Origin of the sequence: Aromatoleum toluvorans (assembly GCF_012910905.1) — a bacterium.
Taxonomy (GTDB): domain Bacteria; phylum Pseudomonadota; class Gammaproteobacteria; order Burkholderiales; family Rhodocyclaceae; genus Aromatoleum; species Aromatoleum toluvorans.
Map to the genome: position 1 here is coordinate 24,496 of NZ_WTVN01000011.1, position 20,694 is coordinate 45,189.

Sequence of the window (20,694 nt, forward strand, 5' to 3'; positions counted from 1 at the left end):
ACGCGTCCGGTGCTGAGGCGGGCCGGCGCTGCGCTATGATTATCTGTTCGCTGAAAATTATGGAGAACTCATGAAGCTGTTCCTTGCCCTGATCGCAGTGGCGTCGCTCGTCGGCGCATGTGCCGTGTATACGCCGGCAGGTTCGGTGGTGGTCGATCCGGCCGGTTCGGGCGGCCCGCGCGGCGGCGGTTTCTGCCCGCCGGGACAGGCGAAGAAGGGCAATTGCTGACCGGGGCGGCCATGCAATCTCCCGCCGGTGCGGCCGGATCGTGACGCCCGACCGCCGCTACCCGTCTTCCATGCCGCCGCGCGACCGTTTCCTGTGGCGCGTGTTCGTCGTGACGCTGTCCCTCGCCGCGCTGATGGCGCTGTGGCGGATGCTGCCGGCGTTCGAGGACTGGTTCAGCCCGACGCAGGTTGCCGAGCGCACGGTCACGCCGCGCGGCGATCTCGCTGCGGACGAGAAATCGACGATCGAACTGTTCGAGCATACGCGCAATTCGGTCGTGTTCATCAGCACCGCGCAGCTCGTCCGCGACGCCTGGACGCGCAACGTGATGCAGGTCCCGCGCGGCACGGGTTCGGGTTTCATCTGGGACGACGCGGGTCACGTGGTGACGAACTTCCACGTGATCCAGGGCGCCTCGCAGGCGACCGTGAAGCTCGCGGACGGGCGCGACTACCAGGCCGCGCTGGTGGGCGCGAGCCCGGCGCACGACATCGCCGTGTTGCGCATCGGGGTGGGCTTCAAGCGGCCGCCGCCGGTGCCGATCGGCACGAGCGGCGACCTCAAGGTGGGGCAGAAGGTGTTCGCGATCGGCAACCCCTTCGGCCTCGACTGGACGCTCACGACCGGCATCGTCTCGGCGCTCGACCGCTCGCTGCCGGGCGAGGGCGGCGACACGACCATCGAGCACCTGATCCAGACCGATGCGGCGATCAACCCCGGCAATTCGGGCGGGCCGCTGCTGGATTCGAACGGCCGGCTGATCGGCATCAACACCGCGATCTACAGCCCGTCGGGGGCCTCGGCGGGCATCGGCTTCGCCGTTCCCGTCGATACGGTGATGCGCGTCGTGCCGCAGCTCATCAAGAATGGCCGGTACGTGCGTCCGGTGCTCGGCATCGACATCGACGAGGGCGTGAACGAGCGCTTGCGCGAGGAACTCGAGGTCGAGGGCGTCGTCGTGCTGCGCGTGGCCCCCGGTTCGGCGGCGGACCAGGCCGGCCTGAAGGGCATCCGCCGGGACCGCAACGGCAGCCTGTATCCGGGCGACATCATCGTGTCGGTGGATGGCAAGCCGGTCGATTCCGTCGCGAAGCTGGCCGCCCGCCTGGACGACCGTCGCGTGGGAGACACCGTGACGCTCGGGGTGCTGCGGGAAGGCAAGGAGCAAACCCTTTCCGTGACGCTGCAGCCGGGGACCTGAGCTCGGCCCCTCAGAGAAGGCGATCGCGGGACCTTGGCTCGCCGTCGAGGGCGAGCCTCGCCGGGACGGCGGGATCCCACAGCCCCAGCTTTTGCATCATGCGGCTGCGGCAGGCAGCCACGCTGTCAGGCGGGAGCGCAAGGATTTCCGCCACTTCCGCGCTCGTGTGGCCCTCCAGGAGCAGCCTCAGCACCTGCCGCTCTGCGGCACTCAGGCTTTCCAGCGGATTCGCGGCATGCCGCTGGCGGACATAATCTTCGACCACCGTGTCGGCGATCGTCGCCCCGAGATAACGCTGTCCGGTGTATACGGCGCGCACCGCGTCGATGATTTCCCTGCCTGCCGTCTCCTTGCGCACGTAGCCCAGCGCCCCGGCGCGCAAGGCGCGAAAGACGTGTTCGGCGTCCGCATGCACGGACAGGATGACGACCCGCGTGCCCGGGCAGCGGTCGCGAATCTGCTCGGTCGCCTCGATCCCGTTGAGCACCGCCATGGTGATGTCCATGACCACGACATCGGGCTCGTGCTGCAGCGTCCGCTCCACGGCCTCGCCGCCGTCCGCGGCCATGCCGACCACGCGGATGTCCGGATGGGACTGGAGGAGCAGCGCGAGGCCTTCGCGCACGGCAGGGTGGTCGTCGGTGAGCAGCACCTGGATGGCCATGCCTAACCCTCCTTCGGCGCGCTCCTGTCCCTGCCGGGGACGGTTTGCGCCTCGATGTAGCGGATCAGGGCGTCCACGTCGCCGTCCCCGAGACGCAGGTTGGGCATGCGCACCTCCTTGTACTTGCGGAACAGCTCCAGGGCGACGGGATCCTTGTCCGCCAGCACGGCGTCGGGGGTCTTGATGAAGCGGTGCAGCCACGCCCGCTCGCGGCGCTCGGTGACGCCCTGCAGGTCCGGCCCCACGGCGTCGCCGCGACCGATGGTGTGGCAGGCGGCGCAGCGGGTGCGGAAGAGGTAACCGCCGGCATCGAAGTCCCGGATGGGCTTTACCGCCGCGTAGCTCTTGTCGGGCGCCGCGGGGCGGTCCTTCCAGCCACCGACGAAGGTCTCGATCTTGGTGGCGAGGAAGCGCGGGTTGTCCATCGCGGAGAGGCGCATCCATTGGCCGTCGGCGGTGCCGACCATGAGGCTGGGCAGATGTCCGTCCCGGTCGGCGCTGTCGGTGAGGGAAGAGAGGCCCATCTTGCGGGCGATGCGCGCGATGTCGTCCATCCGGCCGGTGAGGAACAGCCAGCCGCGGCCGGCCTGGAACTTCTCGGCGTAGGCCTTGAGCACCGCCGGCGTATCCCGTTCCGGATCGATGCTGATGGAGTAGAAGTGGATGTCCCGCCCCGCCCGCTCGCCGAGGATTTGCTGGACCTGCGCCAGGCGTGCGGTCTCCAGCGGGCAACTGTCTTCGCAGTGGGTGTAGATCAGGTTGATCGCGACGGCCTTGCCCTTGAGCAAGTCGTCGTAGAAGCGGACGTTGCGGCCGTCCTGGGTGACCAGCGGCACGTTGGGGAAATAGCCGGCGCCCCAGCGTGTCCCTCGCGGCGAGGGGACTGCGCCCGATGCGCGGCCGTCGGTGCCGGCGTCGACCTGACGGGCCTCGCCGGCCGGGGCCGTTGCTCCATGGTCCGTACCGTCGTGGCCCCACGCGGGCGACGCCGCCGCGAGCAGCGCCGCCATCGCGGTCCTCGTCAGCCGGATGCCGAAGGTGCGGCCCCGGGATTCGTGGCAATGCCTCCGCATCGTCTGTGATCCTCCTTACTTGAACGCCGTCGGCAGTACGTCGGTGGGATCCACGAAGGTCACCCCCTGGGGGGTCGGGATCGGGGTGGGCAGCGGTTGCAGCGAGGCACTGCCGGAGCCATCGATTTCCCAGCGCAGCAGCATCGCGTTGTCCTCGTGGACGGTGTTGTGACAGTGCTCCATGAACATGCCGCCGAAGTCGCGGAACTGCATCTTGATGGTCACGCTGCCTCCCGGCCGCAGCCGATACACGTCCTTGCGCCCGCGCTCCCAGGGCGGCACCTTGCTCGGGCTGCCGTCGCGGGCGAGCACCTGCCCCTCCTCGAAGTGGATGTGGATGGGGTGGTCCCAGCCGCCGCCGCCGTTGACCAGGGTCCAGATTTCGCAGGTGTCGAACCTGGGCGCGGCCGAGACGCGGCCGAAGTCGGCGGCGAGCATCTGCCCGCCATCGGTCTTGACGCCCCAGGGGCCGAAGAAGCTCGAAACCGGATCGTCGGTGGTCTGCGCGGCGCCGCGTCCGAACTCGAAGGTCCGGTATGCGGCGACGGGCTTTTGCGACAGGTCCGGGTTCGGAATCAGCCTGGACGGGACCCGGCTCACGTCGGGTTTGGGCGGATCGCGCACGATCCGGAACTCCAGGAACTTGCCGACGCAGGGATCGGGGGATTTGCCCGCCACGGCCTCCCGGATCGAGAGGTCGCGGCTCGGTTTCTTGCCGTTCTCGTGCTCCGTGAGATTGACCATCCAGACCTTGTCGCCCGGACGATAGCGGGAAAAATCGATGACGATGTCGTAGCGTTCGGCAATCCCCTGCTCGTCGAGTGCGCGCAGTTCCACCGGAGTAGGCAGCAGGTTGCCGTCGTTGGCGATCTGGATCATCGGCGATCCGTCGCTGAGGGCGATCTTGAAGAAGCGGGAGACCGCGGCATTGAGGATGCGGAAGCGGTACTTGCGCCGTTCCACCTCGAAATAGGGCCGGTACACCAGATTGACGGTCATCACGTCGCCGAGGAAGCCGTCGAAGTCGAAGATGTCCATCGCCAGCTGCCCGTCGGCATCCCAGGCCTTGTCCGCCAGCATGAGGTTCACGTCGTAGTCGAGATTGCCCCAGGTCTTTCCGCTGTCGCTGGCCCGCCCGCTGGGCAGGCGCAGGTTGACCCCGTCGTCGATGTCCTCCGCGCCGCGGTCGAGGCTGCTGTAGATGTTGAACATCCCGGCGTTGCCCTTGTACACGTTCTGCGACGTGAAGCTGAACATGTGGTCGTGGAACCAGTGCGTGCTCATGGTCTCGCGGTAGTCGCCGGCGAGCTTGTAGATGCCGCCGCCGTCGCTCGGGCTGCCGCAGCGCGGGTCCGAGCCTTCCAGGTTGATGCTGTAGTAGCCGCCGTGACAGATCGGGTAGTGGTAGTCGTAGAACTGGCCGGGGAAGAAGAAGGCGCCGGTGAAGCCGTCGTTTTCCGCCCCGTGGTGGCCGTTATGCTCGTGGGTGCTGATGGTGTGACGGCCGAAGCCGCCATTTTGGGCGGGATCCGCCGGCAGCCGGTTGTGGTGCCGCATCAGGATCGACTCGTGGTAACGCCCCATCAGCAGCTTGGGCGGCAGGCTGCCGTTGAAGGTCCACAGCGCCAAGGGCCCCTGGTCCGGCAGGTCGGGATGGAAGCGCGGGTGAAACGCGACCGCCGGGTCGATCCCGGAATTGAGCTGCGGCGAGACGCCGGGGTGGTAAGCCATGTTTGGCTTGGCGCCCTCCTGCGTGACCTCCACGACCACTTCGGGCGTGAACTCGTCCCAGCGCTGGTGCGCCCAGATCGGACCCGGCGGCCGGCCCTCGACGGGGCCGAGGCCGCCGCCCAGCTCGGGCGCCACGGGCTGCGACGTGGTGTTGGCTTCCCGGGTCGGATCGGGACCGGGGGCGCCGGGAAACGCGGGCAGCGGGTCCATGACGCCGGTGCCGAACTTGTACGCCTTGCGCGGCAGTACGTCGAAGCGCGGCATCGGTTGCGTAAACGGCCGCACCCCGAAGAGCGGACTCGGCGGCAAGCCGGTCGGAATGTTGCTCCCGCCGGCCGCAAACGCGCTCCCGGCGAAGGGGCTCAAGCCCTGGATGGGCACCAGTACGCCGCCGGCGGTGATGAGGCCCCATTTGAGGAAGTCCCGCCGCGTCACTTGGCCGCGGGCACAGGCCTGGGCCAGCTCCAGCCGATTGCGACGCGCGTTCTCAGCCTCCTGCAGCCTCGGCCCGGAGATATTCGATGGCAGGTACACGGTGCGCCTCCGTCACGATTGGGTAAGTTAACCCTAGGCAGAGGGGCACAACGCGTATGTGGGGAAAGCTGGATGATCTGCGCGGGGAATTCCTGACACATGCTTTGGGGAACTTCACCCATGACCGGGGGAAATGCCCCCATTGTTGGGTGAAATGCACCTGTAATTGGGGGGTGTCGCCCATGCGTGGCCGGCCGACGGCTGCCGTCGGCACCGCTGCAGCCGCATCACTCGAGGGAAGTCAGCCCGTGCTGGATGGCAAACTTGACGAGGGACGGCAGGTCGCCGATCCCGAGTTTCTGCATCATCCGGCTGCGGTAGGTATCCACGCTCTTGGGCGAGATCGCGAGGATCTCCGCCACTTCAGCGCTGGTCCGCCCTTCCACCACCAGCTGGAGAATCTGGCGCTCGCGGGGGCTGAGGTCCTCCAGCGGACTCACCGTGTGGCGCTGGCGGATGTAGTCCTCGATGAGCGTGTCGGATATCTTGGTGCCCAGATAGCGCTTGCCGGCATGCACGGCGCGCACGGCGTCGATCACTTCCGCCCCCGCCGATTCCTTCAGCACGTAGCCCAGCGCCCCGGCGCGCAAGGCGCGAAAGACGTGCTCGGCGCTGGAATGCACGGACAGGATCACCACTTCCGTGTCGGCGCAGCGGTCGCGGATCTGCTCCGTTGCTTCGATGCCGTTGAGCACCGGCATGGCGATATCCATCACCACCACGTCCGGTTCGTGCTGCACCGCCTGATGGAGTGCTTCGCGGCCGTCGGCGGCCACGCCGACCACCTGCATGTCCGTCTGCGACTGCAGCACCAGGCTCAGTCCGTCGCGCACGACGGCGTGGTCATCGGCGAGCAGAACCTTGATTGTCATTGTTGGGCGCCAGCGGAGTACTCCCTATCCATATAGCTATAGGGCGGCGTGCGGACATTGTCCATGTGAAAGCGTCCGCCTGCCGCGGGCCCCTGTCATCACGGCGGATGGGGGGTCTCGACGACGATCCGCGTGCCTTGCCCGGCAACCGATTCGATGCGCAGCACGCCCCCCACCGCCTCGATCCGCTCTTCCATCGAAACGATGCCCCAGCCGGCTCCCAGGGGGCGTTCGCCATCCAGATCGAAGCCGACCCCGTCGTCGCTGATGAGGAGTCGCGCCACGGTGGGGCCATCCTCCAGCGATACATTCACCCCCGACGCCCGGGCGTGCTTCGCGACGTTGTTCAAGGCCTCCTGGGCAACCCGGAACAGGGCCGTTTCCGCTGCCCGGGGCAGGCGGGGCGACGGCTCGCTGCCGGTCACCGTGACGGCGATGCCGGCACGCCGCGAGAACACGTCGGCGTACCAGCGCAGCGCGGCGAAGAGCCCGTAGTCTTCCAGTACCGGCGGGCGCAGGTCGGCCATCACGTCGCGCACCGCCTCCACGGTCGACCCGACGAGGGCCATCGCGTCGTCCACCCGGGCACGAACGGCGGTGTCGCCGGGCGGCACCTTTTCCCGGATCATGCTCAGATGCAGGTTGATCGCCGTCAGGTTCTGTCCGGTGCGATCGTGCAGCTCCGCGGCGAGGTGGCGACGCTCGTCCTCCTGGACTTCCACCAGGCGGCGGGAGAGCAGCTTCAGGTGTTCCGTGTAGCGGGTGAGCTTTTCTTCGGCCTGCCGGCGTTTGGTGATCTCGCGCACGGAGCACAGGTGCAGGTCCGGCATGAAGTTGGCCACGGCCCGGTACTCGACGTCCACCAGGGTTCCGTCCTTGCGCCGGCACTTGAACTCCCCTTCCAGCGTCCCTGTGACGAGGAAGCGGCGCCACATTTCGCCCAATTCGCCGTGCAGTTCCGGTGGCACGTCGTCCCACAGGGCCATGTGCAGCATCTCCTCGCGCGAGTAGCCCAGCATGGCGCACAGGGCGGGGTTGGCGTCCACGTGGGCGGCGTTGCCATCCACCAGGAGGATGCCGTCCCGGATGTTGTCGAACAGGGCCTGCAGCCGCTGCTGACTCTCGTCGAGCGCCAGCGCCTCGCGGGCCCGCACGGCCAGCACGCGGTTGAACTTCTCGGCGACCTCGTCCATCTCCCGCGGCCCCTCCGGGGTCAGGCGCGACTCCAGCTGGTCGTCCGGCAGGGCGCGGGCGGCGTCGGCGACCCGGCGCACCGGGCGGGCGACGATGCGGGCGATGAACAGGGCCAGCCCGGTGGCCACGGCGATCACCAGCACGAGAACGATCCCGCCATGGATGGCGTGCCTGCGGACGGTGGCGAAGGCCACTTCGGTGGGAATGCCGGCCGCCACGACCCAGCCCGTTCCGGTGACCGGGGTGAACCCGCAGAGGCGGGTGATGCCGTCCACGTCGGCGTACTCCTGCTCGCCCTCCTTGCGCGCCAATGCGTGCTCTGCCATCTCGCTCTCGCGGACGTTCCTGCCCACCCATTTGTCGCCTTGCGGGGACCTGGCAAGGATCGTCCCGTCGCCATCCAGGATGGTCACCGCCGTGCCCTGTGGCACGCCTACGCGGGGCGAGATCAGCTGATAACGCACCAGGTCCATGGCCACCGCGATGCTTCCCCGCAGGCGACCGTCGTCGTTGTGGATGGCGGTGGCGAAAAGGACCACCCAGCAGCCGGTGAGCGGGCTGACCATCGGCTCGCCAATGGCAAACGCATCGCCGTTCAGGAGCCGGCGGAACCAGGGTTGCTCGGCCATCGACACGGCGGGCGGATGCTCGCTGGCGGTGGTGCAGACGACGCTGCCCTGGGCATCGACCAGCATGAGGCTGGCGAATTCGGGGTGGAGGGCGTGGAAGTCGGCGCCCGGTCCGCGGCGACAGGCCTCCTCATCGAGAAGGGCGAACGCGGAACTGCCCGCCAGGGTCGCGAGGTAGCTCCGCCCGCGGGCGATGAACTCTCCCGCGTTGGCCGCCGCCAGTTCCGCCAGGCCGCGCGCCGCCGCCTTGGCGTGGGCGGACTCCCCCTCCAGTTCCACGTAGTACCCGTAGCCCACCACGCCAAGAAACGGCAAGGCCGTCACGGCAACGAGGAGATGGAGGTACGAGAGAATGGAGCGGCCGAACCGCATACGCTGGGAACCGATCCACAAGAGAAGTATGATTCACTATAGGGGGCAACGGGCGGCGGCGACAGGAAGCGAATTCGATGAGCGTGCGCTGACCGCATTCTTCGAGAAAAGACGTCTCGGGGGAAAAATGGTTCCAGTGGGCAAATTCAAACTGCCGCCCCAGGCGCCGGACTGGCTGGAGCGCACCGCGGCCGAAGCCCGCCGCAAGATCGCGGCCTCGCCACTCATGCAGGGATGCGCCGCCGAGCGTTCGGGCGATCTGCGCTACGCACGCGCCCTGTTCGGCGGTTTCTGGCACTTTGTGGACGTCTTTCCCGGCATCATCCGGGAAACCTATACGGCTGTGCCGGCGCTGGAGGCGGACGAGCGCCTGCAACGCTTCCTGACGCGGGCCGCTCGCCGCGTCGCGGGGAAGCTCAGGGGCATGGAAGCGGACGAGCGGGGCCACCGCGAGCTGTGGATCGCCTCGGCGCGGCAAGCCGGCCTCTCGGAAGGGCAACTCCACGCGTGGCCGGTCCTTCCCGAGATCCGGCAGCTGGCGGACCGGATGGCCGCCGAGCGGAATATGGGCCGCCGGCTCCTCTACTTCGTCGCCGTCGAGATCGTCGCCGCGGAGGCGTCGCAATTCCTCTCCCGCGCCCCCCGCTTCGTCGAGGCCATGGGTGCCGACGGCATGCTGTGGTTTGCCGCCCACCCGGTGGCCCGCCAGGACCCGACGACGCACGAGGCCATCTCGTATGCGCTGGCGCTGTCGTTCAAACGGGTCACGGCAGAGCCGCTCGACGAAGCCGCCGTTGACGCCGACATCCAGCGCTGCGTGGATTGGTTCTTCGCCGGCAGCGTGGCCTGCGCGCACGAGTTTGCCGAGGCGAAAGGCAGTCCCTGAGCCAGCCGGAGTGCTCACCGCCGGCCTCGCCAACGCCGGGTCCCGTTACGCGCCGCTACGGGTGCGACGCAAGCGCCGGGCCATAATGGCAAGCGTTACCGGCCATCCAACGACGAGGGAGTCACATGCTGTTCCGCAACGGGCGCGAGAGCGACAACATCGAGGACCGCCGCGATGAAGGGGGAGGGGGCGGTTTCGGCGGCTTTGGCGGAGGACGCAGCATCGGCGTCGGCACGATCGTCATCGCGCTGGTGGCGATGTATTTCGGCATCGACCCGCGCGTCGTGCTCGACACCGCGGGCGTCACGCAGCAACGGCCGCCGGCCGAAGCGGCGCACCGCGCGGCGCCGCGTTCGGCCGCGGAGAACGAGCTCGCGCGCTTCTCGTCGATGGTGCTGGCGGATACCGAGGACACCTGGGGGGCCCTCTTCAAGGAGGCCGGCGGGCGCTACGACCAGCCGCGCATGGTGCTGTACACCGGCGCGACGCGCAGCGGCTGCGGCGTCGGGCAGGCGGCGATGGGGCCGTTCTACTGCCCTGCGGACCAGAAGGTCTATCTCGACCTGTCCTTCTTCAACGAGCTGAAGGACCGTTTCCGCGCGCCCGGCGACTTCGCGCAGGCTTATGTGATCGCGCACGAGGTCGGGCACCACGTGCAGAACCTGCTGGGGATCTCGGAGAAGGTGCAGCGGGCGCGCGAACGCGTGTCGGAGCGCCAGGGCAACCAGCTGTCGGTGCGGCTCGAACTGCAGGCCGACTGCCTCGCCGGGGTGTGGGCGCACCACGCCGACCGCGCGCGGCACGTGCTGGAAGCAGGCGACGTCGAGGAAGCGCTCGGCGCCGCCACCGCGATCGGCGACGACCGCCTGCAGGAGCAGTCGCAGGGGCGCGTGGTACCCGACAGCTTCACGCACGGCAGCTCCGCGCAGCGCGTGCGCTGGTTCCGCATCGGGCTGGAGAAGGGCGCGCTGAAGTCCTGCGACACCTTCAACACGGCGAAGCTCTGAGGCTTCGCCGCGCGGAGCAACGAGGGGCGGGGGATCAGCCCGCGAGTTTCGCGAAGGCCTCGACGACTTCCGCCGGGGCCTGCACCAGCTCGACCAGCACGCCTTCGCCGCCGATCGGGAACTCCTCGTTGCCCTTCGGGTGCAGGAAGGTGATGTCGTAGCCGGCGGCGCCGCGGCGGATGCCGCCGGGGGCGAAGCGCACGCCGTTGGCGGAGAGCCATTCGACCGCCTTCGGCAGGTCATCCACCCACAGGCCGACGTGGTTCAGCGGCGTCGCATGCACGGCGGGCTTCTTCTCCGCGTCGAGCGGCTGCATCAGGTCGACCTCGACCTTGAGCGGGCCCTTGCCCATCGCGCAGATGTCCTCGTCGACGTTCTCGCGCTCGCTCACGAAGTTGCCGGTCACCTCCAGGCCGAGCATGTCCACCCACAGGGTCTTGAGCTTGTCCTTGCTCGGGCCGCCGATGGCGATCTGCTGGATGCCGAGGATCTTGAACGGGCGCTGCGTCATGGAAGTGCTCTCCGTGGGTGCGTTTGGATTAAGAATTCATAATTATGGCGGTGCGCGCACCCGTTTGCACCTTTTTTATCTCCGCGGCACCAGAATCCATTCCAGCCATCCGCGGCGAGCCTCGTAACGGCCGCCGCCGCAAAGCATCCGGGGCAACAATGAAAATCGACAATCCGGAACAGCTCTCCCGTGGAGCCCGTCATCTGCTCGCGCTTCTCGCCTGCGGCCTCACCGTCATGGTCGGCCTGCCGCTGCGCGACGTGCTGGACCTCGCGAACATCGCCATGCTGATGCTGCTCACGGTCGTCTTCATCGCGGCGATCCTGGGGCGCGCGCCGGCCATCCTCGCCAGTTTCGTCAGCGTCGCGGCCTTCGACTTCTTTTACGTTCCGCCACGGCTGTCCTTTCTCGTGAGCGACGTGCAGTACCTCGTGAGCTTCGCGGTGATGCTCGTCGTGTCCTTGCTGATCAGCCATCTGACGACGCGCCTGCAGGCGAGCATGCAGGAGGCGCTGGAGCGCGAGCAGCGCGCGCATGCCCTTTACGCGCTCGCGCAGGCCCTGGCCGGGGCGATGAGCGTCGCCCAGGTCGTCCGGCAGGTCGGCGCCTTCGTGCGCGAACAGGCCGGTGGCGAAGCGCGCTTTTTCCTGCCCGACGAGGGGGAGCGGCTCGGCGAATTTCCCGAGGCGGGACATCCGCTCGGGCTGGACGAATCGCTCGTGCTCGAGGCGGTGTTCCGCGCCGGGAGCGGCGATCCGTCGAACTGCGTGTCCGGGCCGAACGGTCTCGACCTGTACCTGCCGCTCAACGGCGCGACGCGTCGCCGCGGGGTCCTGTTCGTGCGTGCCCGCGAGGACGATCCCGGGGTTCCCGTCCTGCGTCCCATGCTCGAGGGCGTCGCGTCGCTGACCGCGATCGCGCTCGAACGCCTGCACTTCGTCGAGGTCGCGCAGGCGAGCCAGCTGGAGATGGCGGCCGAGCGCCTGCGCGGATCGATCCTGTCGTCGATCTCGCACGATATCCGCACGCCGCTGACGGTGCTGTTCGGCCAGGCCGATGCGCTGGCGCTCGCCGGTGACCATCTCGGCGACGCGGAGCGCGAGGCGGCCGGCGCGATCCGCGATCAGGCGGGCCGCCTGCACCAGATGGTCGAGAACCTCCTCGACATGGCCCGCCTGCAGGCCGGACAGGTGCGCCTGCGCAGGGACTGGCACGCCATCGACGAGGTGATCGGCGCCAGCATCCGGCTGCTCGGCGACGCGCTGCGCGAGCATCCCGTCAAGGTCGGCGTCGCCCGCGAGCTTTCCCTGATCGCGCTCGATGCGGTGCTGATGGAGCGCGTGTTCTGCAACCTGATCGAGAACGCGGCCAAATATTCGCCGCCCGGCGCAGCGGTCACCGTGGAGGTGCGTCCCGACGACGGCGGCCTCGCCGTCGAGGTCCGTGACCGCGGCCCGGGCTTCCCGTCGGGGAGCCTGGGGCGCGTGTTCCGCGTGTTCGAGCGCGGCGTGCCGGAGTCGCCGGCGTCGGGCGCCGGGCTCGGCCTCGCGATCTGTCGCGCGATCGTCGAGGCACACGGCGGACACATCGCCGCGTCGAATCCGCCCGAAGGCGGGGCCTGCGTGCGCTTCACGCTGCCGTCCAGCGGCGAGCCGCCGCGCATCGAGCCGGAGCTTGCGGACCCGGCGGGAGCAGGTTCATGAGCGAGCATCAGACCGGCATCCTCGTGGTCGAGGACGAGCAGGAGATCCGCCGCTTCATCCGCCAGACCCTGGAGCGCGCCGGCTACCGCGTCTTCGAGGCCGCCACGCTGCAGCAGGCGCTCGACGACGCGGTGGCGCGGCGGCCCGAATTCGTCGTCCTCGACCTGGGCCTGCCCGACGGCGACGGCACCGACTTCGTGCGCGCGGTGCGCGACTGGTCGCGCATGCCGGTGCTGATCCTGTCGGCGCGCTCCGACGAGGCGAACAAGATCACCGCGCTCGACGCGGGCGCCGACGACTACCTGACGAAGCCCTTCTCGGTCGGGGAGCTGCTCGCGCGCGTGCGCGCGCTGCTGCGCCGCGCCGAGGGCGGCGATGCCGGCGCGGCGCAGGTCCGCTTCGGCGAGGTCGAGGTCGATCTCGCGCGCCGCACGGTCACGCGTCGTGGCGAGGCGGTGCATCTCACCGCGCTCGAATACCGCCTGCTGGTCGTGCTGCTCGCCAATGCCGGCAAGGTCATGACGCACCGGCAGCTGCTGCGCGAAGTGTGGGGCGCGGCCTACGTCGACAGCACCCACTACCTGCGCATCTACGTCGGCCATCTGCGCCAGAAGCTCGAGGCCGACCCCACGCAACCGGCGCACCTGCGCACCGAAATCGGCGTCGGCTACCGCTTCCAGCTGTAGCTGCCGGCCGGCTCGCACCACTCGAGGAACACGACATGTCAACTACACAGGATCACTCGCGCAGCAGCCTCGGCGGGCTCGCGCTCGCCGCGCTCGGCGTCGTGTATGGCGACATCGGCACCAGCCCGCTGTACGCGTTCAAGGAGGCCTTCCACGGCTCGCACGCGCTGGCGGTGAGTGAAGCCAGCGTGCTGGCGACGCTGTCGGCCTTCTTCTGGGCGATGATGCTGATCATCTCGCTCAAGTACGTCTGGATCGTGCTGAAATTCGACAACGACGGTGAGGGCGGGGTGCTCGCGCTGACCGCGCTGGCGCATCGCCGCGCCGCGAAGGCGCCGCGGCTCGCGGCGCTGGTGATTGCGGCCGGCGTCTTTGCCGCGGCGCTGTTCTACGGCGATGCGATCATCACGCCGGCGATCTCGGTGCTCTCCGCAGTCGAAGGCCTCGCGGTCGCCGCGCCGCAGTTCGAGCGCCTGGTCGAGCCGATCACGATCGGCATCCTCGTGAGCCTGTTCCTGATCCAGAAGCACGGCACCAGCCGCGTCGGCGCGCTGTTCGGCCCCATCACGCTGATCTGGTTCGCCGCGCTGGCGGTGCTGGGCCTGCATTCGATCGTGCAGACACCGCAGGTGCTTGCCGCGCTCAATCCCGTGCATGCGCTCGCCTTCGCGACGGAGCATCCGCGCGCGGCCTTCCTGCTGCTGTCGGCCGTGTTCCTGGCGCTGACCGGGGGCGAGGCGCTGTACGCGGACATGGGCCACTTCGGCGCCAAGGCGGTGCGCATCGCGTGGTACGGCCTCGTGTGCCCGGCGCTCTTGATCAACTACTTCGGGCAGGGGGCGCTGGTGCTGCGCGACCCGTCCGCGGTCGAGAACCCGTTCTACCTGCTCGCGCCGGACTGGTTCGTGTTCCCGCTCATCGGCCTCGCGACGGCGGCGACGGTGATCGCATCGCAGGCGACGATCTCGGGCGCCTATTCGATGACGCTGCAGGCCTCGCGCCTCGGCTACCTGCCGCGTGTGCGCATCCTGCACACCTCCGACCGCGAGCGCGGGCAGATCTACATTCCCAGCGTCAACTGGCTGATGCTGGTGTCGGTGGTGCTGCTGGTCCTCGAATTCCGCTCCTCGAACGCGCTCGCTGCCGCGTACGGCATCGCCGTGTCCGGCACGATGATCATCACCACCGTGCTCACGGTCTTCGTCACCCTGTCCGTCCACGGGCGCTTCCGCCTGCCCATGCTGGCCGGACTGGGCCTCTTCGCGCTGCTGGAATGCGCCTTCTTCGGGTCCAATCTCACCAAGATCGCCGCCGGCGGCTGGTTCCCGATGGTGCTGGGTGCCTTCATCTTCATCGCGCTCACGACCTGGAAGGACGGCAGCGCGCTCGTGGCCAGGCAGCGGCGCAAGATCGACGTGCCGATGGACGGCTTCGTCCGCGGCCCCCATCCCGAAGTGCCGCGCGTCGCCGGCACCGCCGTGTACCTGACCTCCGACACGAGCGTCGTGCCGAGCGCGCTGTTCCACAACCTCAAGCACTACAAGGTCATGCACGAACAGACGGTGTTCCTGCACGTGATCAACGAGGAAATCCCCTACGTCGCCGACGCCGACCGGCTGCACCTGACGCCGCTCGCGCCGGACATCTACCAGCTCGACGTGCATTTCGGCTTCCGCGAGGAGCCCGACCTGCCCGGGGCGCTGGAAGGCGTCGGCCGCTTCGGACTGGTGCTGGAGCCGATGCTGACGACCTATTTCGTCGCCCGCTCGGTAATCGTCGACGGCCCCGGCGCGTTGCCGCGCTGGCGCTGCGCGCTGTTCTCGTGGATGACCCGCCAGGCCGAGGGCGCGGCGACCTACTTCCGCCTGCCGGCGAACCAGGTCGTCGAACTGGGAACGCAGGTGATGCTGTAGGCGGCGGGTCGCAAGGTCCGGTGGATGCGATTAGACTGCGTCATACCGGTTCCCGGGGAGGCCGCGCGTGACCGACAGACAGGCACAAGAACCCGTCGTACGCCATTTCAACCAGGTGCTGCTGTGGCCGCTGCGGCTGCTGCCGGTTTCCGACGCCTCCGGCGTCCGCCAGCGCCCGTGGTGGCTGCTGCAGGAAGCGGGCGACCGCTCGGCGTGGCGCGAGTGCGGGCGCGAGCGCGACCACTTCAGCGAGCGCCACTACCACGAATTCGTCACCTTCCTGCCCTACGTGCAGCGCTTCCTGTACGGCGACGGCGTGTCGGCAAAGTCGGCCGAAGGCGGCTACGAGGATTCGCCGATGCGCATCTTCGAGCGCCGCGACATCGCCGCCGCGCGCGTCGCGGTGCGCGAAGGCGACGCGCCGGTGACGCTGGTCGTCAATCAGGTCCGGCTGCATTTCTTCTTCGATGTCGACGTCGTGCTGCTGAAAGTCGCGGTGCGCGCGGAAAACCTGCCGCTCTCGCTCGCGCAGGAGCTGATGTACCGCTGCGGCCGCGCCTATCCCTCCGGCTGGGAGGAGGGCGGGCGCGCCCTGCACAGCCTCGCCGCGTTCGAGTGGCTCGCCGCGGACGGCCGCGTGCTCGCGTGCAGCGACGTCGAGCAGCGCGAGCCCTACCTCGCCCATGTGCGCGAGCACCGTGCTCCGCGCATCGCCGCGCACTGGGCTTTCCTGCTCGAACCGCTGGTGAGCGACCGTTCCGAGCGCGAGGGGGCGCTGCGCTACCGCCAGATCGAGTACTACCGCATGCCGCTGATGGCCTACCTCGCGCTCGACGACCCGGCGGCGCTCTCCCGCAACGACTTCATCCGCCTGGGACTGGTGACCGGTGCCCGCCCGCCGCAGACCGACACCGCCCCGGATGCGATGCCCGACTCCCCGCCCTACGCGGCTGCCCACCTCGCGGACTTCGAGGAGCGCTTCTGCTACGACCGTTTCTGGTCGGTCAATGGCGCCGCGCCGCACACGCGCTACCTGTGCAGCGGCCATGCGCTGGTCGTCGTCGGCGACGCGCACTCGGCCTATTTCACCAGCCCCGAATTCGGCGTGCGCGCGCAGTTCGGGCACCAGCACTTCCTGCTCTTCCTGATCGCGCATTTCCAGAAGGCCGCGCTGCTGATGTTCTCCGACCGCCTCGTCGAAGCGCTCAAGCGCCTCGAGGTCAGCGACCCGGCCAGCGTGCGCCGCTTCAAGCGCACCATCCGCGCCTGTTTCGAAGGCTTCCTGCGCTTCACGCACCGCTACTGGTTTCACGAGATCGCCGAACAGGCGCAGGCGCGCACGCTGTTCCGCATGACCGCCGCGCACCTGGAACTCGATCCGCTGTACGCGGAAGTGAAGGAACGCATCGCCGACATGGACGACTACCTCGCCGCCGACAGCCTGCGGCGCCAGGCCAACACCGTCGTGCGCCTGACCGTCGTGACGGTGTTCGGCCTGATCGGTTCGATCACCACCGGCTTCCTCGGCATGAACCTGCTGGCCGAGGCCGAGGCGCCGCTGACGCAGCGGCTCGCGATGTTCGCCGTCGTCGGCGGCACGACGGCGGTGCTCACCCTCTACACGATGGCGAAATCCAAGCGCCTGTCGGATTTCCTCGACGCGCTCTCGGACGAGCGCCTGTCGGTGTGGAACAAGGCCAGGGCGCTTGCAGCCGTGTGGCGGCGGGGAGGGTGATCGCGCGGATTGCGCCGATCGATGCGATTGGCCGTTACAATCTGCGCGCGACGCGTCCGCGTCGTGCCGGCCCAAGCGTTTCGTGAAGCCTCCAGCCTGAGATAGATCGGTGTTCGCCACCGCGCCCGCATCCCGCTCCCGCATCGCCCCGCGCCACTTCGCGTGGCTGCTGTGGCTCGCCCTGCTGCTGCCCGTCGGGCAGCTGGCGGCGATGGCCCATGCGGTCACGCACAGCGGCGGGGAAGCGACCCGTCAGGCCGAGCGCGACAAGGGGCTGCCGGAGACCGCGTGCGACCTGTGCCTGATCTCGGTCGCGATCGGCGCCGGCGGCCTGCGCGGCGCGCCGCCCTCCCTGCCGGACCCGGCCGTCCGCGACGAAATCCCGCAGGCCGCGCTCGACAGTGCACGCCTGCCGCTGGCCGCACGGGCCTACCTCAGCCGCGCACCGCCTTTCTCCGTTCCGCACTGATCGTTGCCGCCTGCGCCTGCCCGCCGTGACTGCCCGCCGTGACTGCGGGCGGGCGTGCTTCGACATTCCTGCTGGAGAAAGAACCCATGCACAAGCTTTTCCCGGCGAGCCTCGCGCTCGCGCTGGCCGCGCCTGCCTGCGCGCTGGCTGCCCCGCCGTCCCCCGCTACCTCGTCCCCCTCGACCTCATCCTCTGGTGCCGCATCCGACCTTGCCGCGCTGCGCCAGGAAATCGACGCGCTGCGCACCGCCTACGAGGCCCGCCTGCAGGCGATGGAACAGCGCCTCAAGGCCGCCGAAGCGGCCGCCGCGGCTACCCCCGCGGCAGCTCCCGCGGTCGCCGGCAACGCCACGACCGCGCCGGTCGCAAACGTGCCGCCCCCGGCCGTTTCCGCCGCAGGCGGCGGTGCCAACGCCTTCAATCCGGCGATCTCGCTGATCCTGTCGGGCCTGTACACGCGCACCTCGAAGGATCCCGAAAACTTCGCCATCACCGGCTTCCAGCTGCCTGGCGACGCCGAGGTCGGGCCCGGAACGCGCGGCCTCAGTCTCGCCGAAACCGAACTCGGCCTGTCCGCCAGCATCGACCCGTGGTGGCGCGGCGCGGCTGCGATCGCGCTGCACCCGGACAATGAAGTGTCGGTCGAGGAGGCCTTCGTGCAGACGACTGCACTCGGAAACGGCTTCTCGCTGAAAGCCGGCCGCTTCTTCTCCGGCGTCGGCTACCTCAACCCGCAGCACGCGCACACCTGGGATTTCGTCGACAACCCGCTCGCCTACCAGGCGATGCTCGGCACGCAGTTCGGCGACGACGGCCTGCAGCTCAACTGGCTCGCGCCGACCGACCAGTACCTCGAACTCGGCGCCGAAGTCGGGCGCGGCCGCAGCTTCCCGGGCACCGACACCTCGCGCAACGGCGCCGGCATGGTCGCGCTGACCGCGCACACCGGCGGCGACATCGGCGCGAGCCACAGCTGGCGCGCGGGGCTGTCGCTGCTGCATGCGAAGGCGGCCGACCAGGAACTCGACGCGATCGATGCGGTTGGTAACGCCGTCACCAACGCCTTCAGCGGCAAGACGCGCGTGTGGATCGCCGACGCCGTGTGGAAATGGGCGCCGAACGGCAACGCGACGCGCACCAACTTCAAACTGCAGGGCGAATACCTGCGCAGCACGCGCGACGGCGACCTGGTCTACGACGTTGGCAACACCGACAGCAGCGGCAGCTTCCGCGTCGTCCAGTCCGGCTGGTACCTGCAGGGCATCTGGCAGTTCATGCCGGGCTGGCGCGTCGGTCTGCGCACCGAACGCCTCGACGCCGGTTCGCCCCGCTTCGACGGCAGCGCGCTGGCCTTCGGCGACAGCACCTTCCACCCGCACAAGAACAGCCTGATGCTCGACTACAACCCGAGCGAGTTCTCGCGCGTGCGCCTGCAGTTCGCGCAGGACCACTCGCGCGACGGCGTCACCGACAACCAGTTCTTCGTGCAGTACCAGATGAGCCTCGGCGCGCACGGCGCGCACAGCTACTGATGCGCGCATCGGTGCAGGAGAAAACCATGATGAATCGCAAGACCTTCTTTGCCCTGCTGGCCGCGCCGCTGGTGCTGCTCGCGAACCCCGCCGACGCGGCGCTGCGCGTCTTCGCCTGCGAACCCGAGTGGGGGGCGCTCGCCGAGGAGCTCGGTGGCAACCTCGTCGAGGTGTGGGTCGCCACGACCGCACTGCAGGATCCGCACCAGATCCAGGCCAAGCCCAGCCTGATCGCGCGCGCGCGCAACGCCGACCTCGTCGTATGCACCGGCGCCGAGCTGGAGATCGGCTGGCTGCCGGTGCTGCTGCAGCAGTCGGGCAACGCCAAGGTGCAGGCCGGCCAGCCGGGCAATTTCGCCGCCGCCGACTACGTGCGCAAGCTCGACGTGCCCGGCCAGCTCGACCGCGCGCAGGGCGACGTCCATGCCGCCGGCAATCCCCACATCCAGACCGACCCGCGCAACATCGCCCAGGTCGCCACCGCCCTCGGCACCCGTCTGCAGCAGGTCGACCCGGCCCACGCTGCCGACTACGCCAAACGCCAGGCCGACTTCGCGCAGCGCTGGCAGCAGGCGATGACGCGCTGGAACACCCAGGCGGCGCCGCTCAGGGGCGCGCCGGTGGTGTCGCAGCACAAGGCCTTCACCTATCTGTATGACTGGCTCGGCCTGAAGGAAGTCGCGGTGCTCGAACCCAAGCCCGGCGTCGAGCCGACCGCGTCGCACCTGCAGGGCGTGCTGTCGACGCTGAAAGGCACGCCGGTGCGCATGGTGATCCATGCCGCGTACCAGGACTCGCGCCCGTCCGACTGGCTCACGACCAACGCCGGCGTGCCCGCGGTGAAGCTGCCTTTCACGGTCGGCGGCACCGACGGCGCGAAGGACCTCTTCGGCCTCTTCGACGACACCGTCGCCCGCCTGCTCGCCGCGGGAGGCAAGCGATGAACTGGGGCGCGCTCGACTGGGGCATCCTCGGGCCGGCGCTCGTCGCCGGCCTGCTGGTGCTCGCGACGCACGTGCCGCTGGGCACGCAGGTGCTCGACCGCGGCATCGTCTTCATCGACCTCGCGATCGCGCAGATCGCCGGGCTCGGCGTGATCGCCGCCGACGCGCTCGGCATGCCGGAGGGCGGCGTCGCGGTGCAGGCCGCCGCGGTGACCGCCGCATTGCTCGGCGCGCTGCTGCTCACGTGGACCGAACGGCGCGCGCCGCGCCAGCAGGAGGCGCTGATCGGCGTGATGTTCATCCTCGCCGCCTGCGCCGGCATCCTGCTGCTGGCGGGCAACCCGCACGGCGGCGAGCACCTGAAGGACCTGCTGGTCGGGCAGATCCTGTGGGTCGGCACGTCGCAGCTCGCGTGGCTCGCCGCGGTGACGGCGCTGCTCGTCGTGGCGATGGCACTCGGCTGGGTGCGGCGTCTCGGCCGCTTCGGCTTCTACGCCGCGTTCGCGCTGGCGGTGACGGCTTCCGTGCAGCTCGTCGGCGTGTATCTCGTGTTTTCGAGCCTGATCATCCCGGCGCTCGGCACGCGCGCGCACTACGGCGCGCGGCGCCACGTCGTCGCCTACGTGCTCGGCGCGCTCGGCTACGCGCTGGGGCTGGCGCTGTCGGCGGTGTTCGATCTGCCCTCGGGCGCGGTGATCGTATGGACGCTCGCCGCATGCGCGCTGGTCGGTGCACTGGCGGCGCGGCCGCGCGAGGAGGGGGTGGCGCTGCGGGAGGCCGCGGGGCATCCGGGCGAGCGCTGAGGCGCT

18 protein-coding genes are annotated in these 20,694 nt (G+C 69.2%); 12 read left to right on the forward strand and 6 right to left on the reverse strand.

Features of this window, described 5'->3' with window-relative positions; genetic code table 11:
• The first annotated feature begins 70 nt into the window (after positions 1-70).
• Both GPA22_RS09065 and GPA22_RS09070 read left to right on the forward strand, forming a co-directional pair.
• Positions 71-229: a hypothetical protein gene (locus GPA22_RS09065; RefSeq protein WP_169255770.1), complete on the forward strand. Its 159-nt coding sequence runs from the start codon at positions 71-73 to the stop codon at positions 227-229.
• 40 nt (positions 230-269) lie between these two features.
• Complete coding sequence (locus GPA22_RS09070; protein ID WP_425483958.1) at positions 270-1,430, forward strand: S1C family serine protease; 1,161 nt, start codon at positions 270-272, stop codon at positions 1,428-1,430.
• 10 nt (positions 1,431-1,440) lie between these two features.
• Here the strand turns inward: GPA22_RS09070 and GPA22_RS09075 are convergent, their stop codons facing one another.
• The 5 genes from GPA22_RS09075 to GPA22_RS09095 form a co-directional block, all read right to left on the reverse strand.
• Positions 1,441-2,094 carry a response regulator transcription factor gene (locus GPA22_RS09075; RefSeq protein ID WP_169255771.1) on the reverse strand — a complete coding sequence of 218 codons (654 nt, stop codon included), beginning with the start codon at positions 2,092-2,094 and terminating at the stop codon, positions 1,441-1,443.
• A 2-nt stretch (positions 2,095-2,096) separates the two neighbouring features.
• The gene (locus GPA22_RS09080; RefSeq protein WP_169255772.1) at positions 2,097-3,104 is read right to left on the reverse strand and encodes an SCO family protein; all 1,008 of its coding nucleotides are present in this window, start codon (positions 3,102-3,104) and stop codon (positions 2,097-2,099) included.
• A 78-nt stretch (positions 3,105-3,182) separates the two neighbouring features.
• Positions 3,183-5,432, reverse strand: coding sequence for a multicopper oxidase domain-containing protein (locus GPA22_RS09085; protein WP_169255773.1), 2,250 nt, complete (start codon positions 5,430-5,432; stop codon positions 3,183-3,185).
• Between the two features lie 227 nt (positions 5,433-5,659).
• Positions 5,660-6,304: a response regulator gene (locus tag GPA22_RS09090; protein WP_169255774.1), complete on the reverse strand. Its 645-nt coding sequence runs from the start codon at positions 6,302-6,304 to the stop codon at positions 5,660-5,662.
• Between the two features lie 98 nt (positions 6,305-6,402).
• A complete protein-coding gene (locus tag GPA22_RS09095) occupies positions 6,403-8,499 on the reverse strand; it encodes a PAS domain S-box protein (RefSeq protein ID WP_169255775.1) in 2,097 nt (698 codons plus the stop codon).
• 28 nt (positions 8,500-8,527) lie between these two features.
• Here GPA22_RS09095 and GPA22_RS09100 point away from each other — a divergent pair, with 28 nt between their 5' ends.
• Positions 8,528-9,385, forward strand: a complete 858-nt coding sequence (locus tag GPA22_RS09100) for an iron-containing redox enzyme family protein (protein WP_169255776.1) — start codon at positions 8,528-8,530, stop codon at positions 9,383-9,385.
• 125 nt (positions 9,386-9,510) lie between these two features.
• Positions 9,511-10,392 carry a KPN_02809 family neutral zinc metallopeptidase gene (gene ypfJ / locus GPA22_RS09105; protein ID WP_169255777.1) on the forward strand — a complete coding sequence of 294 codons (882 nt, stop codon included), beginning with the start codon at positions 9,511-9,513 and terminating at the stop codon, positions 10,390-10,392.
• A 34-nt stretch (positions 10,393-10,426) separates the two neighbouring features.
• Here ypfJ and GPA22_RS09110 read toward each other — a convergent pair whose 3' ends face one another.
• Positions 10,427-10,903: a VOC family protein gene (locus GPA22_RS09110; protein WP_169255778.1), complete on the reverse strand. Its 477-nt coding sequence runs from the start codon at positions 10,901-10,903 to the stop codon at positions 10,427-10,429.
• A 158-nt stretch (positions 10,904-11,061) separates the two neighbouring features.
• Between GPA22_RS09110 and GPA22_RS09115 the strand changes: the two genes are divergently transcribed.
• From GPA22_RS09115 to GPA22_RS09150, 8 genes are all read left to right on the forward strand, one after another.
• Positions 11,062-12,606: a DUF4118 domain-containing protein gene (locus GPA22_RS09115; protein WP_169255779.1), complete on the forward strand. Its 1,545-nt coding sequence runs from the start codon at positions 11,062-11,064 to the stop codon at positions 12,604-12,606.
• Entirely contained in the window at positions 12,603-13,292 is a 690-nt protein-coding gene (gene kdpE / locus GPA22_RS09120) for a two-component system response regulator KdpE (protein WP_169255780.1), read from the forward strand. The genes GPA22_RS09115 and kdpE overlap by 4 nt, the downstream gene beginning before the upstream one ends.
• Positions 13,293-13,327: 35 nt before the next feature.
• Positions 13,328-15,205: a potassium transporter Kup gene (locus tag GPA22_RS09125; protein ID WP_169255781.1), complete on the forward strand. Its 1,878-nt coding sequence runs from the start codon at positions 13,328-13,330 to the stop codon at positions 15,203-15,205.
• A gap of 67 nt (positions 15,206-15,272) precedes the next feature.
• On the forward strand, positions 15,273-16,940 hold the full coding sequence (locus GPA22_RS09130) for a hypothetical protein (protein WP_169255782.1): 1,668 nt from the start codon (positions 15,273-15,275) through the stop codon (positions 16,938-16,940).
• A 109-nt stretch (positions 16,941-17,049) separates the two neighbouring features.
• Positions 17,050-17,409: a hypothetical protein gene (locus GPA22_RS09135; protein WP_169255783.1), complete on the forward strand. Its 360-nt coding sequence runs from the start codon at positions 17,050-17,052 to the stop codon at positions 17,407-17,409.
• Between the two features lie 86 nt (positions 17,410-17,495).
• Positions 17,496-18,941 carry a hypothetical protein gene (locus tag GPA22_RS09140; RefSeq protein WP_169255784.1) on the forward strand — a complete coding sequence of 482 codons (1,446 nt, stop codon included), beginning with the start codon at positions 17,496-17,498 and terminating at the stop codon, positions 18,939-18,941.
• Positions 18,942-18,967: 26 nt separating this feature from the next.
• Complete coding sequence (locus GPA22_RS09145) at positions 18,968-19,885, forward strand: metal ABC transporter substrate-binding protein (protein WP_246264205.1); 918 nt, start codon at positions 18,968-18,970, stop codon at positions 19,883-19,885.
• Entirely contained in the window at positions 19,882-20,688 is an 807-nt protein-coding gene (locus GPA22_RS09150) for a metal ABC transporter permease (protein ID WP_169255785.1), read from the forward strand. The genes GPA22_RS09145 and GPA22_RS09150 overlap by 4 nt, the downstream gene beginning before the upstream one ends.
• Positions 20,689-20,694 lie beyond the last annotated feature (6 nt).

Excerpts from the sequence above, each read along its gene's own strand:
- GPA22_RS09100 (WP_169255776.1), top strand. The coding sequence starts at position 8,528 with ATGATTCACTATAGGGGGCAACGGGCGGCGGCGACAGGAAGCGAATTC.
- GPA22_RS09150 (WP_169255785.1), top strand. The coding sequence starts at position 19,882 with ATGAACTGGGGCGCGCTCGACTGGGGCATCCTCGGGCCGGCGCTCGTC.
- kdpE (WP_169255780.1), top strand. The coding sequence starts at position 12,603 with ATGAGCGAGCATCAGACCGGCATCCTCGTGGTCGAGGACGAGCAGGAG.
- GPA22_RS09090 (WP_169255774.1), bottom strand. The coding sequence starts at position 6,304 with ATGACAATCAAGGTTCTGCTCGCCGATGACCACGCCGTCGTGCGCGAC.
- GPA22_RS09145 (WP_246264205.1), top strand. The coding sequence starts at position 18,968 with ATGATGAATCGCAAGACCTTCTTTGCCCTGCTGGCCGCGCCGCTGGTG.
- GPA22_RS09115 (WP_169255779.1), top strand. The coding sequence starts at position 11,062 with ATGAAAATCGACAATCCGGAACAGCTCTCCCGTGGAGCCCGTCATCTG.
- GPA22_RS09065 (WP_169255770.1), top strand. The coding sequence starts at position 71 with ATGAAGCTGTTCCTTGCCCTGATCGCAGTGGCGTCGCTCGTCGGCGCA.
- GPA22_RS09080 (WP_169255772.1), bottom strand. The coding sequence starts at position 3,104 with ATGGCGGCGCTGCTCGCGGCGGCGTCGCCCGCGTGGGGCCACGACGGT.
- GPA22_RS09110 (WP_169255778.1), bottom strand. The coding sequence starts at position 10,903 with ATGACGCAGCGCCCGTTCAAGATCCTCGGCATCCAGCAGATCGCCATC.
- GPA22_RS09075 (WP_169255771.1), bottom strand. The coding sequence starts at position 2,094 with ATGGCCATCCAGGTGCTGCTCACCGACGACCACCCTGCCGTGCGCGAA.
- GPA22_RS09140 (WP_169255784.1), top strand. The coding sequence starts at position 17,496 with ATGCACAAGCTTTTCCCGGCGAGCCTCGCGCTCGCGCTGGCCGCGCCT.
- GPA22_RS09125 (WP_169255781.1), top strand. The coding sequence starts at position 13,328 with ATGTCAACTACACAGGATCACTCGCGCAGCAGCCTCGGCGGGCTCGCG.
- GPA22_RS09095 (WP_169255775.1), bottom strand. The coding sequence starts at position 8,499 with ATGCGGTTCGGCCGCTCCATTCTCTCGTACCTCCATCTCCTCGTTGCC.
- ypfJ (WP_169255777.1), top strand. The coding sequence starts at position 9,511 with ATGCTGTTCCGCAACGGGCGCGAGAGCGACAACATCGAGGACCGCCGC.